The organism is Frankia sp. CeCAU1, assembly GCF_977971845.1.
Genome location: NZ_CDWWXA010000049.1, coordinates 1 through 15,045, shown reverse-complemented (window position 1 = coordinate 15,045; position 15,045 = coordinate 1). Strand labels below are relative to the sequence as shown.

The window sequence follows — 15,045 nt, the reverse complement described above, 5'->3', positions numbered from 1 at the left end:
GGTGCCGGTGTTGACTCCTCGACCGTACAGTTCCCGGGCGAGGAGTCCCCCCGCGCCCGAGGAGCGGGCTCAACCGCCGGCGGCGAGCGCGCGCGGCAGCGTCCGTGGCAGTGTCCGTGGCAGTGTCCGTGGCTCGGTCTCGGGCGGGAGCAGGCGGATGCCGGCGTGCAGCAGCACGACGCCGCGGCGGCCGACAAGCACCGGATCGAGCAGGATCTCGGCGATGGCCGGCAGTTCCTCCCCGAGCCGGGCGACGCGGTGCAGCAGGTCGGCCAGGGCGTCGGTGTCGGCGGCGGGCGCCCCGGAGCCGCCGAGCAGCAGCACACTGCCACGGATCTCCTGGATGAGCTCGGCCGCGTCCCGGTCGGTCAGCGGCAGCGTGCGGGAGAGCGGGTCGACGAGCAGGTCCGCGACGACCCCGCCCAGGCGCAGTGAGAGCAGCGGACCGACGATGGGATCCTGCCGCAGCCGCACCACGGTCGAGACCCCGGCCGGGGCCATCGGCTGCACGAGCATGTCGCCCGGCCCGACGGCGGCGCGGATGGCCTGCCAGGCCTGCGTGAGCCCGGCCGCATCGTCGACTCCGAGCTGGACGGCGCCGACGTCGAGCCGGCTGCGGAACCGTTCGTCGGCGATCTTCAGCGCCACCGGCCACCCGAACGCCTCCGCCGCGGCGAGGGCCTCGGCCTGGTCGCCGACCCGCCGGCTCGGCCAGGCGCGCAGGCCGACCCCGGCCAGCAGGGTCGTGACGGCGGCATCGGGCAGCCACGCCCCGTCCTTCGGGTAGCGCTCGGCCTCGGCGCGGGCGCGGTCCAGGTCGATGCCGGCCAGCACGGGGACGCTGCCCTGGTCCCGGGCCCGCCAGGCGGCATGGTCGGCCGCGCGGGACAGCGCGAGCGCGGCCGACTCCGGCGAGGCGTAGGACGGCACCGACCCCGGGCCCGGGGTACCCGAGCCGTCCCGGACAGCCAGCTGGGCGGGGATCCCATCCTGCCCGAGAAAGGAGGTGAGCAGCGGCAGGCCGCTCTCGACGGCCACCGCGCGCACCGAGCTCGCCAGCCGGTCGACCTGCGCGTGCGGGGTGACCAGGGTGATGATCGCGTCGACGTCCCCGGAGGTCGCGACCGCGCGCAGCGCGGCGTCGAACCGGTCCGGATCGGCCAGCGGCCCGAGATCGACGGGGTTCGTGGCGTACCGATGGCCGACCAGCGTGGCGAGGCCGGCGCAGGTCGAGGCGGACAGCGCCGGCACGTCGAGCCCGTAGGTACGGCAGGCGTCGGCGGCGAGCGCCGCGAGCGCGCTGGAGGTCCCGACGATGCCGACCCGCCGGCCGGCCGGCAGCGGTTGGCAGGCCAGCAGCTGGGTCGTGTCGAACAGCTGGCTCAACGTGTCGACGCGGATCACCCCGGCGCTGCTGAACAGGGCGCCGATGTCGCTGTGGGCGGCCTCCCGCCCGCTCTTGAGCGCCACGACCGGCTTGTGCCGGCTGAGCTCGCGGGCGATCCGGGCGAACCGGCGTGGGTTGCCCAGGCTCTGCAGATGCAGCATGACCACGCCGGTTCGTGGATCGGAGCGCCAGTACCGCAGCAGGTCGTTGCAGGAGACGTCCGAGCGGTCCCCGATCGAGACGAACGTGGAGATGCCCAGTGCGCGCCGGGAGGCGTCGGTGAGGAACGTGCCCGCGAGCGCCCCGGACTGGGTGAACAGGCCGACCCGGCCGGGCGGGGGGTCGCCGACCGCGAAGGTGGCGTGCAGCCGGACCGTCGGGACGGTGTTGATGACGCCCATCGCGTTCGGCCCGATCAGTCGCATGCCGCCGTCACGGGCGATCCGGATAACGTCCGCGAGCCGGGCCCGTCCCTCGTCACCCCCGTCGGCGAAGCCGGCCGCGACCACGATGACGCCGCGTACCCCCTTCTCCGCGCAGGCCCGCATGACCTCGGCGACCCGTGGCGCCGGCACCGCGACGACCACGAGGTCGATCTCGACTGGGACGTCGCGCAGGTCTCGGTAGGCGTAGACGGACGCCACATGGGTTGCCGCGGCGTTGACCGGATAGACAGAGCCGGTGAACTCGCTGGCGAGCAGCCGGCGGAAGATCTCGTGACCGATCGAGCCCGGCTCGCGGCTCGCCCCCACCACGGCGACCGTGCGCGGGTGGAGTAGCCGGGCGATGCTGCGCGACTCCGCCAGGTTCTCCCGCAACGGATGCCTCCTCGCTGGTTCCTCGCTGGTTCCCGCTGGCGGCGGGGAAGACCGCGACGCCGGCGCGACGCCGTCCGGAAGCGAGATTTACTCGTGTCGTCGCGGGTAGGTCCGGGTACGCCCGGACAGCATCAGGTAGCCAGCGAGGTGACCATCATGACCGATCCTGGGACGTCGCGCCTCCCGCGGGACGACGCGAAGCAGCAGCAACTCGACGCCGTCCGAGTCGGCGACGACGGCGCCCGCATGACCACCGACCAGGGGATCGGTGTCGAACACACCGACGACTCGCTCGCGGCGGGGGAACGCGGTCCGACGCTGCTGGAGGACTTCCACTTCCGGGAGAAGCTCACTCGGTTCGATCACGAGCGCATCCCCGAGCGGGTCGTCCACGCCCGTGGTGCCGGTGCCTACGGGTACTTCGAGGCGTACGAGTCGCTCGCCGACGTGACCCGGGCGCACTTCCTGGGCGAGGGCGGCCGGCGTACCCCGGTGTTCGTACGGTTCTCGACCGTCGGCGGTTCCCGCGGTTCCGCGGACACGGTCCGGGACGTACGCGGATTTGCCGTCAAGTTTTATACCGAGGAGGGTAACTTCGATCTCGTCGGTAACAACATGCCGGTGTTCTTCATTCAGGACGGCATCAAGTTCCCCGACTTCGTCCATGCGGTGAAGCCGGAGCCGCACAACGAGATCCCGCAGGCATCCTCCGCGCACAACACCCTGTGGGACTTCGTCAGTCTCGTCCCCGAGTCGATGCACATGATGATGTGGCTGATGTCGGACCGGGCGCTGCCGCGCAGCTACCGGATGATGCAGGGCTTCGGCGTGCACACCTTCCGGTTCGTCGATGCCGCCGGGCAGGGGACCTTCGTCAAGTTCCACTGGCGGCCGAAGCTCGGCACGCACTCCCTGGTCTGGGACGAGACACAGAAGATCGCGGGCAGGGACCCCGACTTCAACCGGCGGGACCTGTGGGAGTCGATCGAGAACGGTACGTTCCCGGAGTGGGAACTCGGCGTGCAGCTCGTGCCGGAATCCGACGAGCACGCGTTCGACTTCGATCTTCTCGACGCGACGAAGATCATCCCTGAGGAGCGGGTGCCGGTGCGGCCGGTGGGACGGCTGGTTCTCAACCGCAACCCCGGCAATTTCTTCGCCGAGACCGAGCAGGTGGCGTTCTGCGTACAGAACGTCGTCCCCGGCATCGACTTCACGAACGACCCGCTGCTGCAGGCCCGGCTGTTCTCCTACCTGGACACCCAGCTGATCCGGCTCGGCGGCCCGAACTTCGCCCAGCTGCCGGTCAACCGGCCTGTCGCGGCGGTGCACAACAACTCCCGCGACGGTTACGGGCAGCATCGCATCCAGCAGAGCCAGACGTCGTACTTCCCGAACTCGATCAGCGGCGGTTGCCCGGTGCTCTCCGATCCGGCGCACGGCGGGTACGTGCACTACGCCGAGCGGGTCGACGGGAACACGATCCGTAAGCGGAGCGAGAGCTTCAAGGACTTCTACAGCCAGGCCACCCTGTTCTGGAACAGCATGTCCTCCTGGGAGCGGCGGCACATCGTCGACGCGTTCAGCTTTGAGCTCGGCAAGGTCGACTACACCCAGATCAAGGAGCGTGTCCTGGGACATCTCGCCCAGGTGGACCACGAACTCGCGGCCGGGGTCGCCGAGAACCTCGGACTGCCGGTGCCACCGGAGAGCACCCCGAACCACGGACGATCCTCACCCGCGCTGAGTCAGGCCGACCAGCCCAGCCGGGTGGCCACCCGCAGGATCGCGGTGCTCGCGGCGGACGGCGTGGACGAGGTGGCATTGCGTTCGGCCACCGCCGCGCTGCGCGAACAGGGCGCGATCCTGGAGGTTCTCGCGCCGCACGGAGGCATGCTCGCCACGGTGTCCGGCGACGCGTTGCCGGTGGACCGAACGCTGGTGACCATGTCCTCGGTCCTCTACGACGCGGTGTTCGTCGCCCCTGGCGAGCGCGGTGTCACCGCACTGACACACAACGGCGAGGCCGTGCACTATGTCGGCGAGGCGTACAAGCACGCGAAGCCGGTCGGCGCGGTCGGCGCGGGGGTGTCGCTGCTCGAGATCGCATCCTTGCCGGGCGCGCGGGTCGCCGACCAGGGTGACGCGGTGGTGTCCGACCGGGGTATCGTGACGGTCCGCGACCTTGCGGGGCCGTCCGTGCTCGGCGACTTCGGTTCCGCGTTCGCCACGGCTGTGGCCGCCCATCGGCACTTCGACCGCGCGCTGGAGGCCGTCGCCGCGTAGGGCCGGGTGCGATGGTGCCGATGCGCCAGATCGTGACTGACGGTCAAGGCCCGTCAGGTCTTCGAGGAGGCCGGGTTCACGCGTGACCACGGTGGTCCGCCGGGTTGGTCACGTCGTTGGCGCCGACGACCAGGGCGGCATCGGCCTGCGCGAACTCGGGGTTGACCGCGGCCAGCTGCGCCATCACCTGCGGCCGCGGCAACGGCGCCAGCAGCCCTACCAGGGTCTGCCCGCCGCGCGGCAACGCGCGCGTCCGCGGGTCCGGGAGGCTGACCGACACCACTACGTCTGCCCGCGCGAACAGGTCGAGCCGTGCGACGACGGTGGCGCCGGCCCCGGCATAGGCGTCGTCGGGAAACCATGCGCCACGTCCGGCTCCGGTCTCGACGAGCACGTCGAGACCGGAGCCGACCAATCGGCCCACGACCTGCGGAACCATGGCCACCCGACGCTCGCCGGGCGCGGTCTCCACGGCCACGCCCACGGTAAGCGGACTCATGTGGTCTTTCCCTCTTTCGGGATTCTCCTCGTGCTTCTCTTCCCCGTTGGGGCGGGGATGAGGACCGATGGCCGTGCGGGCAAGGTCAAAGCGGACCGGATCAGACCGGGTCAGACCGTGTTAGACCTGATCAGACCGTGTTAGACCTGATCAAATTGGATCAGCCGGGCCGGTCGGAACGGGCCAGATCAGAACTCGAACACCAGCCGGGCCGGGACCTTGCTGGCCAGGACCTCGTCCATGCAGGCGTTGACGTCGTCCAACTTCCGGCCGGAAGCGATCACCCTGGTCCGGCCGGCCGCGTGCAGTCGGAACACCTCGGCCAGATCGTTGCGGGTGCCGACGATCGATCCCTTGACCGTGATCCCCTTCAGGATCATGTCGAAGATCGGGATGGACATCGTGCCATCCGCCGGCAGGGCCACGCAGACCAGCCGGCCGCCGCGCCGCAGCGACGCGAACGCCTGCTCGAACGAACGGGGCGACGCGGCGAGCGCGACCGCCACGTCGGCGCCGCCCAGCCGCTGGATGGCCTCGACCGGGTCGGCGGTCCGCGCGTTCACCACGTGGTCGGCGCCCAGTTCGGTGGCCAGCTCCAGCTTGGCCTCGGTGACATCGACCCCGACGGTGAAACCACCCGCGATGCGGGCGTACTGCAACGCCAGGTGGCCCAGCCCGCCGATGCCGAACACGGCCACCGTCTCGGCCGGGGTCACCCCGGCTACCTTGATGGCCTTGTAGGTGGTCACGCCGGCGCAGGTCAGCGGCGCGGCGTCGAACGACGGCACGTCACCGGGCACCGGCACCGTGTAGTCCGCGTCGGCCACCGCGTACTCGGCGAACGCACCGTCGATCGAGTAGCCGCTGTTGCGCTGGCTTTCGCACAGCGTCTCCCAGCCGCCGACGCAGTAGCGGCAGCGTCCGCAGGCGTGACCGAGCCACGGGATCGCGACCCGGTCGCCGATCGCGCGCCCGGTCACCCCGGCGCCCACGGCCTTGACCACGCCGACGCCCTCGTGACCCGGGACGAACGGGAGAGTCGGCTTCACCGGACAGTCACCGTGCGCCGCGTGGATGTCGGTGTGGCACAGGCCACTGGCCTCCATCCGTACCAGGATCTGACCCGGCCCCGGCACCGGGACGTCCCGGTCCTCGATACGCAACGGTGCCCGGAAATCGGTGACAACTGCTGCCTTCATAACATCCTCCAGCCAGGGGAATCGTCGGTGGGAAATGCCAAAGGACTCCGGAACCCTGGAATCCGAAACCCTAGAACAGGCCGAGCGCGTTCTCGTCGTAGCTGACCAGCATGTTCTTGGTCTGGCTGTAGTGCTCCAGCATCATCCGGTGGTTTTCGCGGCCGATGCCGGACACCTTGTATCCGCCGAATGCCGCGCCCGCCGGATACCGGTGGTAGCAGTTGACCCAGACCCGGCCGGCCTTGATGCCCCGGCCCAGCCGGAACTGGCGGGCACCGTCCCGCGTCCACACGCCGGCACCGAGCCCGTAAGGCGTGTCGTTGGCGATGGCCAACGCCTCGGCCTCGTCCTTGAAGGTGGTGACAGCCAGCACCGGGCCGAAGATCTCCTCCTGGAAGACCCGCATCTTGTTGTGGCCCTTCAGCAGCGTCGGCTCGAAGAAGTAGCCGTTCGTGAACTCTCCGGCCGGCCGCGTCCGGTGCCCACCGGCCAGCAGTTCGGCGCCCTCAGCCAGGCCGATGTCCACGTAGGAGCCGATCTTTGACAGCTGCTGCGCGGAGACCTGCGGGCCCAGCATTGTCGCCGGGTCCAACGGGTTGCCCTGCTGGATCCGGCCGACCCGTTCCAGCGCCCGCGCCATGAACTCGTCGTAGATCGACTCCTGGATCAGCGCCCGGGACGGGCAGGTGCACACCTCGCCCTTGTTGAACGCATACAGCACCAGCCCCTCGACCGCCTTGTTCAGATAGGCGTCGTCGGCGGCCAGGACGTCCTCGAAGAAGATGTTCGGGGACTTTCCGCCCAGCTCCAGGGTGACCGGGATGATGTTCTGCGCCGCGTACTGCATCATCAGCCGGCCGGTCGTGGTCTCACCGGTGAACCCGATCTTCGCGATCTTCGGGCTGGTGGCCAGGGCTCTGCCGACCTCGGCGCCGGGCCCGTTGACGATGTTGATGATGCCGGGCGGGATGACGTCCTGAATCACCTCGGCGAACTTGAGGACCGACCACGGCGTCGGTGACGCCGGCTTGATCACCGAGCAGTTACCCGCGGCCAGCGCGGGCGCCAGCTTCCACGCCGCCATCAGCAACGGGAAGTTGAAGGGGATGATCTGCCCGACCACCCCGAGCGGCTCATGGAAGTGATAGGCGTAGGTCTTGCCGTCAATCTCGGAGATCGACCCCTCCAGGGTGCGCGCCGCCGCGGCGAAGTACCGGAAGTGGTCGGCGGCCAGCGGGATGTCGGCAGCCAGCGTCTCCCGCACCGGCTTGCCGTTCTCCCAGCTCTCCGTGACCGCGAGCATCTCCCGGTTGGCGTCGATCGCATCCGCCACCGCGGTCAGCACCTCGGCCCGCTCCGCCGGGGACGCGGCGGCCCAGGAGTCGGCGGCGGCGTGCGCCGCGTCCAGGGCGTCCTCGACATCCTCCGCCGCCGACCGCGGTATTTCACAGATCGGCTGCGCCGTGGCCGGGCTGAGGTTGGTCGAATACTTACCGGCCCGCGGCGGCAGCCACTTTCCACCGATGAAGTTCTCGTACCGGTCCGTAACATGGACGATACTGCCTGGCTTTCCAGGTGGGACGTACGTCATGACAGCCTCCCGATCTCCGCAGGGCGGGCGCACCTTCCGGCGTGCCCCGACCGGCATGTATGTTTCTCTGCCGAGGCCAAGCACCCCATATCGCGCCAGTCCTGAGAGCACGTGCGGAAGGTCCCGACCCCCGATGCCGAACGGGCCGTTCCCGGGCCAGTGCCGGGCAGCCTAAGTTGATCACGCTGTTGTGCTGGGTTTTCGGGGTGCGGCGCGGTGTGCCTCGATGACCGGCGAAGGCAAAGAGGGAACTGCCCGCGCCAGGGCGGTGCGGGCAGGCCACGGGCCGAGGCCTCACCGGCAGGCCTCAGGCGGCGAGGTCGATCACCACGCGCGACGGGTTCGACAGCTCGAACACCCGAAAGCCGACCCGATCGTCGACCCCCAGGCCGAAATGGACGTATCCCTCGTAGTCGCCGGTCATCCGATACTGGACGAGCGCGGGAAGCCCGCCGCCGGCCCGCGGTGTGCGCAGCGTCGACCTACCGGTCTCATCGTGGGCCAGGGCCGGGAACAACACCACCTCCAGGAAGGCCTGCCCCCGCAGCGGGACCGCAACGCCCTCGCCCGGCGACAGCACCTCGGCCACGTAACGCACCTCGTAGCCAGGGATCTGCCCTTGGAACTCGATCGTCAGCCGATCGAAAGCCATCCCGCCGGCGACGTTGTGCGCGCCGCGCACCGCGACGACTGTCGCGTTACCGTACAGCTGATGCTCGACGCGGCGCGGTTCGCTCGACCAGACCGGCTCCCGCGGCGTCGCGGTCGTGGAAGGCGACGTCACCACCGGTCCATCCGGCGAGCGGGAGGACACGGACGGAGAAGGCACCGGCGAGGTGCCGGACACCGATGGCTTCGGCGTGGTGACGTCGGTGGAGCCGCCGCCACCGGCACCGCCGCCACATCCCAGCGGCACGAGCAGCGCGCCCGCCAGCAGCGCCACCGCCCCGATCCATCGCCGGCCCGTTGTTGTCCGCCCCTTCATGCAACTCACCTCGCAGCCCAGCTCACCTCGCCGCCCCGGGTGGCCGAAAGGGACCTTCGGCAGGGGACGGTCAGGTTAACGTCCCCCGACCAGGTGAGCCGGAAGCACCACGGAGCACCGGCACAGCTCGAACCGATGGGAGAGCTGATGTGCGTGAGCTCAGCTCCCGGGGTAGCGGGTGGACCAGGCCGGGGTGGCCGCGCCGAAGGCGTCGGAGACGGTCGCGGTGTTCTCGATCTCGGTTACCAGATCGTCCGCGACCTGCCCGACCAGCTCATAGCCCGCCAGCTCCTTCAGCCAGGCTGCCGGCAGCGCCGGCTCACCCAGAGCGGTGCCAACGAGGTTCCCGCAGATCGCACCGGTCGAGTCGCTGTCGCCGGAGTGGTTGACTGCCGCGAGCAGCGCCGTCTGCGGATCGTCGGGCGCCGCCACCGCGCAGTACACCGCGATCGCTAGCGCCTCCTCGGCGACCCAGCCGGCGCCCAGCGATTCCACGCGTTCCGCCGTGGGCGCACCGTCCGCTGCCGTTCCGAGCGCCGCCCGCAGAGCTCTGGCCACTTCCTTGCCGTCGCGTTCGGCCGACAGGCGGCCGAGGGCCGATGCGGTGGCCTGGGTGATGCTAGCGCCGTCCACCATCGCGGCGACGATCCATGCGAACGCGCCCGCGGCGAGGTACCCGGAGGGATGACCGTGGGTGAACACGGCGCATGCGACCGCATGGTCGAAGGAGGTTTCCGGGCCCCGCCGGAGCAGCCCGAACGGGGCCGAGCGCATCACCGCCCCGCATCCCTTGCTGCCGGGGTTCGCCGGCCGCGCGAGCGTGCCCATCTCGGGGCGCCCCAGCCCGGACAGGCAGGCGTTCCCCGGAGCGCGCCGGGCATACACCAGCTGCTGCGCCGCCAACCAGCCGTCCACCTCCCCGGCGGCCGGACCGGTCCGCCGCTGCGTCGTGAGCCAACGCTGGTAGGCGCGCCACAGCACCGCGGGCGGATCGGCGATGCCCCGGGAACGGCTGCGGACCGAGGCCCGGATCAGACCCTCCACGGTAAAGAGCGTCATCTGGGTGTCATCTGTAAACGGAGCGTGTACCCCGTAGGCGGCCGTGAGGCCGATGACCCCCGCCGTCCCGTACTCCCGTCGGATCTCGTCAAGCGACTGGAATTCGATTGCCGCACCGAGCGCGTCTCCCAACGCCCCGCCCAGCAGGCAGCCCCGGACCCGGTCCCGGTAGGAGAGGCCGGAGTTCGCATCGTCCGTGGGCGCCGCCGCGCGCCGCTCTGATGGCCACAGGCCGACCGCGAGCCCCACGGCGGACCGGGCGGCCGGGGCGGCCCACAGACGTTCCTTGGTTCCGGCGGCGCCCTGGCTCTCTTCCGGGGTTTCGAGATCGGCGGCGGCGGCGAGCTCGGCGGCGGTCATGCGTTGGCGGGCCAGTGCCCGGCCCGACCTGCTGAGAATGACACCCTCGGCGGTCAGGATCTCCCGTGGATCGTCGGTGCGTTCCGGATCGGGCCAGCGGAAGTCCGGGGGGACGGAACCGTTCAGGAGCAGGACGCGGTGGGCGTTGGAGATCCGGGCACTGGCCAGCTTGGCTCCCACCGCGACGGCGTGGGACCCGATCACCTCCGCGACGTCGGAGTAACTGGTCCAGCGGCCGGGTGGGATCGCGGCCAGTACCCGGCTCATCAGGGTCCATCGCTGGTCCTGGGACGGCGGTACTACGGACTCGTCCGGGCCGGGCCAGATCTTCACGATCCGCTCGGCGAGCGCCCGGCCACGATTCTGGATCTCCTCCCGGCCCCATCTGTCCTGACCGGCGATTTCTCGGTTCATCGCCAGCCCGCTGTCGGCCAGCAGCTTCTTCTTCTCGGTGAACTCGTGATCGGCGAGTTTCGGATTATAGGCGGTGAGCGTCAGATTGCCCAGAGTATGGACGAGCCTGCGGTGCAGCTCGTCGCGCGTCTCACCCTCGTGGGCATCGGCGTCGAGAACCGCTTTCCATCCCGGTCTCGACAATGACTGGGGGAGGATGTGTTCAACCGTCAGCTTCACGCCCCAGTCGACTGGTTCGAGATGCTCGTAATCCTCTTCCAGGCTGCGCAACACATAGGTGCGCTGAGGGCCGCGTCCGGTCCAGTAGAAGGGATTGAGCAGGACGGCTTCCTTCACAGGCTGATCGGTCGGGAACTTCTTACGCGGGCCGGAGAGAACCCGTGTGACCGCGGCGGCGGTCGGTGTCTGGTCGCCGAGCTCCTTGACGAGCGACATGAGGATGCGGTTGCTGTTGGCGCTCGCGATGCCGACCAGCATCCGCCGCACCAGGTAGCTCTCCACCACCCGGAGTGCCGCGGCGGTCTCGGTGGCGTCGAGACGGTCATTCGCATGCGCGATCAGCATGTGTAGGACGATCGGCCGGACGACGTCCGCCCCCCACCGGCGCAGCCGGTGCAGGGCCTGCCGCAGGACCGGGTCCTCCTCCCGGTCCGGATCGAGGATCCGGCTGAACAGCAGGGCCTTTGCATGCAGCTCGGAGATCCACTGCTCGATGGCGTCCTCGTCCGGCAGCGTCTGGAGATACTGCCGCTGCGACTGGTACACGGTCTCCTTGGTGGCACGGTCGTCGCCGCGGAGCACGAGGTCGAGCCAGACCAGATCCTCCAGTCTGTCATCGAGCAGTTCCTGGAGTGGGAACCACCGCCAGTCGTACACCCGGTCCGCTCGGGTGGGTAGCCGCATGAACAGGTAGTTGCGCAGCAGGTCCGCCTGGGTGAGCCGGCGGCCGGTGTGGTTGAGCGATTCGAAGATGCGGTAGACGTCGTCGTCGACATGCGCGGCGATCTCCACGATTGCGAGCTGACCGACCACGGCCTGCTCGATCAGTGCTGCGTCCAGCGGGTCGTCGGTGTCGCGCAACGCGGCGAGTTCCTTGCGGAAGAACTGGTATGCGTCGCCGATCCCCGCCCGGCCTCCTGCCTCCGGCGACCGCTCGACGAGAGCGGTCCAGGCGGTCCGGTCGGCTCGCGTCGGTAACAGGGTGTAACGTTCGGTGCCGGCCGCGTACCTGTTCATGAGGTACAGATCGTCGATTTTCGCCGCGAGCATCTGATCGTCATCTCGGACATGATCGCGGACGGCGCAGAGCAGGATGCTCAGCGCCGTCAGCCGTTGCTGACCATCCACCACCAGCCAGATCGCCACTCCGGCCGGCGTGGTTGACGGGCTCGGCGCGAGAACCAGCGAACCCAGGAAGTGTGTTGCCGCTGGACCGGCGGCGGCCACGCTCGTGATGTCGGCCCAGAGTTGCCGCAGGTTGGCGCGTTCCCAGCTGTAGGGGCGTTGGTACAACGGGACGACGTACTGACACTGACCCTGGAGGAGTTCACCCAGAGTAGTTTCGTTCGCCTTCACTGCTGCTCTCCGCCCTGCCTGGGTAGCCGAATCCGAACCGTTTCGCCACTTACCGGTGGAAAAGACTATCGGAGGCGGCGGATCCGCCCATCGGGTCCGTGCCCGGCTGTCGCCGCGGGCCGGTATGACAAACTGGCGGCAGTGGACGAGTCCCCATACCCCACCTCAGCGCGGTGCCTGTTCCCCTGTGGCGCGCCCGATCCCGGCCGGGTCCGGCGAGGACCGGCCAGGTGCGCCACGGCGTGCCGAGCGGTGTTGATCGGCCCCGGACCGATCCGGTTGAGGATGGTCCGGTCGAGGCATGACCGGGACGGGACCGGTTCGGCGTGCTGGAGGGGGGTGGCATGGCAGCGGGTTCTGGAAGTCCCGGCGCGACCGGAGGCAATGGCACCGCCAGCGGGCATGGTGCCCTCGATGGTCATGGTGTCCTCAGCGGGCATGGTGTCCTCGATGGTCATGGTGTCCTCAGCGGGCATGGTGTCCTCGATGGTCATGGTGTCCTCAGCGGGCATGGCGCCGTCAACGGTCAGGGCGGCTCGGGAGGTTCGGGCGCCTTCGGTGGTTCGGGTGGTTCCGACTCGTCGGGTCACGTCATTGTCTGCGGGCTGAGCAACCTGGGGCTCCGGCTGGCCGAACAGCTCCGGGCGTCGGGTGTGACGGTGGTGGCCATCGACGATCGGGTCGCCCCCGCCACCCGGCGCAGGGTGGAGCGGTGGGGCGTGCGGGTCCTGGTGGAGAGTACCCGGGGCGCCGGGGCGCTGCGCGAGGCCGGCATCGCTGCGGCGCTCGCGGTCGTGTCCTGTCACGAGACGGACCTCGACAACCTGGGCACGGCGCTGGTCGCGGCCGAGACGGCCCCCGGTGTCCGGCTCGTCGTGGCCATCAGTAACCGCCAGCTCGGCGACCAGCTCGCGGACGCGCTCAGCCAGGTCCGGGTGTTGAACCGGGCCGAGCTCGCGGGGCCGAGCTTTGTCGAGGCGTGCCTCCGCTCGGACGTGATGCATGCCTTCCCGATGGACGAACGGTCCGATGCCGAGGTCTTCGCGGTGATCGAGGAGTCGATCATAGGCCGGCATGCCTTCCGGGCCCGCTATGGCGATCTGACCCCGATCTCGCTGCGCCGCGCGGGGGAGCGTCTCCCCGAGCTCTGCCCGCCCCGCGACGTCTCGCTGCGTCCCGGCGACCGGCTGACGCTCCTCGGGCGGCTGTCGGAGTTCCACGAGCGGGGCATGACGGTTGCGGGCCTGCACGACGCGCGGCTGTTCGCCGCGCTGGCCGGCGGCTCGGCCGATCCCGGCGATCCCGGCGATCCCCGCGAGCCCGGGGGGGCCCAGGGGGTCTGGCGGGCCACGGTGGCCAGGTTCCGGGAGATCGTTTCGATGATCCGTGGGGAGTTCGACCCCCCCTTCCGGTTCGCACTCGCCGCCGTAGTAACGATCATGATGGTCGGTACGGTCGTGTTGTGGTTGACCTACGCCAACCACAACGAGGCCGCACCCGCCGAGTTCGGCCCGCTGGACGCGCTTTACCTCACGGTCGCGACGATGGCCACGGTCGGCTACGGCGACTTCAACTTCGGCGCCGCCGACGAGTGGTTACAGGTGTTCGGCATCGGACTGATGCTGCTCGGCGCCCTGTCGATCGCCGTCGTCTATGCGTTCATTACCAACATCATCATCAGCCGTCGGTTGGAGCGGGTGATGGGACGCGGGCGGGCCGGGGCGGTGCGTGGGCACGTCATTCTATGCGGGCTCGGCTCGGTGGGGGTCGCCACGATGAACGGCCTGGTGCGCGCGGGCCGGCATGTGGTGGTGATCGAGCGTGACGAGAACAACCGGTACCTGCCCGTCGCCCGTGAACGTGGGGTGCCCGTGATCATCGGGGATGCCACCGTCCGCTCGACGCTGCTGGAGGCCGGCCTTGCCCACGCCGCCACGATCGCGGTGCTCACCAGCGACGACGTCGCGAACCTGGAGGCCGTGCTGTCGGCCCGGGAAGCGCACGAGGAGTTGCTGGGGGCGTGGGCGGCCCGCAGCGTCGCCCGGCGGGGCGGCGGGTGGTCCCGCGGCCGGATACGGGAGTCCGACCCGGACACGCACCACCCCGACCTGCGAGTAGTGCTGCGGATCTTCGACACCACGATGGCCGACGAGGTCGAGCGGCGCTTCGGCATCCATACGGCACGCAGCGCGTCCGCCCTGGCCACGCCGTATTTCGTCGGCGCGGCGCTCGGTTACGACGTCATCAGTACCTTCTACGTGCAGCGCACGCCGTTCCTGGTGGCCAGGATGACCATCCACGCCGGCGGCGGGCTGGTCGGCCCGACCCTGTGGGAGCTGTCCACCGGGACCCGGGTGCTCGCCGTGATCACCGCGGCCGCGAACGCGGACACCGGCGGAGACGTGAACCTGGACAGCGGCGTGAACCTGGACAGCGGCGCGGACACCGACGACGGCGTGGAGCGGGACGGCCAGGGGGCTCCCGGTGGCGGGCCGGACTACCGGCCGGGACGCCACACCCGGCTCCGGCCCGGGGACGAGCTGTTCGTGGTGGGACCGGTGAACCGGATCGTCGACATGGTGCGGCGCAACCAGCAGGTCGACATCGCCACGGCGGGAACTGCGTGACACCATCACCGTGGCGGTGCGCTACCTGGACGAGTGGCCGCGCGGCGCACAGCCCTGCCCGGATCACAAAACCGTGTGAATATTTACCGCCTATTTGGATGAAAGGGAACAAGTGGACGTCTACCTGGAGGCGATGAACCGCCTCACGGTCGATAGTCCGCAGCCGTCCGTCACGCCCGATCAGCTCAGCCGGATCATCAACGACCTGGGCCTGTGACCGGCTCGGTAGAGAGCCGCCTCGTTTG

8 protein-coding genes are annotated in these 15,045 nt (G+C 69.9%); 2 read left to right on the top strand and 6 right to left on the bottom strand.

The features are described from left to right. Positions 1-69: 69 nt before the first annotated feature. On the bottom strand, positions 70-2,205 hold the full coding sequence (locus AC08OO_RS11110) for an acetate--CoA ligase family protein (RefSeq protein ID WP_476618479.1): 2,136 nt from the start codon (positions 2,203-2,205) through the stop codon (positions 70-72). A gap of 156 nt (positions 2,206-2,361) precedes the next feature. Here AC08OO_RS11110 and AC08OO_RS11105 point away from each other — a divergent pair, with 156 nt between their 5' ends. Next, positions 2,362-4,491, top strand: a complete 2,130-nt coding sequence (locus AC08OO_RS11105) for a catalase (protein ID WP_476609653.1) — start codon at positions 2,362-2,364, stop codon at positions 4,489-4,491. A 76-nt stretch (positions 4,492-4,567) separates the two neighbouring features. Here the strand turns inward: AC08OO_RS11105 and AC08OO_RS11100 are convergent, their stop codons facing one another. The 5 genes from AC08OO_RS11100 to AC08OO_RS11080 all read right to left on the bottom strand — a co-directional run bounded on the left by AC08OO_RS11100 (position 4,568) and on the right by AC08OO_RS11080 (position 12,173). Further along, complete coding sequence (locus AC08OO_RS11100; RefSeq protein WP_476609654.1) at positions 4,568-4,990, bottom strand: hypothetical protein; 423 nt, start codon at positions 4,988-4,990, stop codon at positions 4,568-4,570. Between the two features lie 188 nt (positions 4,991-5,178). Beyond that, positions 5,179-6,189, bottom strand: coding sequence for a zinc-dependent alcohol dehydrogenase (locus tag AC08OO_RS11095; RefSeq protein ID WP_476609655.1), 1,011 nt, complete (start codon positions 6,187-6,189; stop codon positions 5,179-5,181). Between the two features lie 70 nt (positions 6,190-6,259). Continuing rightward, positions 6,260-7,780, bottom strand: coding sequence for an aldehyde dehydrogenase family protein (locus AC08OO_RS11090; RefSeq protein WP_476609656.1), 1,521 nt, complete (start codon positions 7,778-7,780; stop codon positions 6,260-6,262). 307 nt (positions 7,781-8,087) lie between these two features. Further along, on the bottom strand, positions 8,088-8,723 hold the full coding sequence (locus AC08OO_RS11085) for an AMIN-like domain-containing (lipo)protein (protein ID WP_476618478.1): 636 nt from the start codon (positions 8,721-8,723) through the stop codon (positions 8,088-8,090). Between the two features lie 201 nt (positions 8,724-8,924). Next, positions 8,925-12,173 (bottom strand): ADP-ribosylglycohydrolase family protein, encoded by a 3,249-nt coding sequence (locus AC08OO_RS11080; RefSeq protein WP_476609658.1) that lies wholly within the window; start codon positions 12,171-12,173, stop codon positions 8,925-8,927. A 344-nt stretch (positions 12,174-12,517) separates the two neighbouring features. Here AC08OO_RS11080 and AC08OO_RS11075 point away from each other — a divergent pair, with 344 nt between their 5' ends. Next, a complete protein-coding gene (locus AC08OO_RS11075) occupies positions 12,518-14,800 on the top strand; it encodes an NAD-binding protein (RefSeq protein ID WP_476618477.1) in 2,283 nt (760 codons plus the stop codon). Positions 14,801-15,045 lie beyond the last annotated feature (245 nt).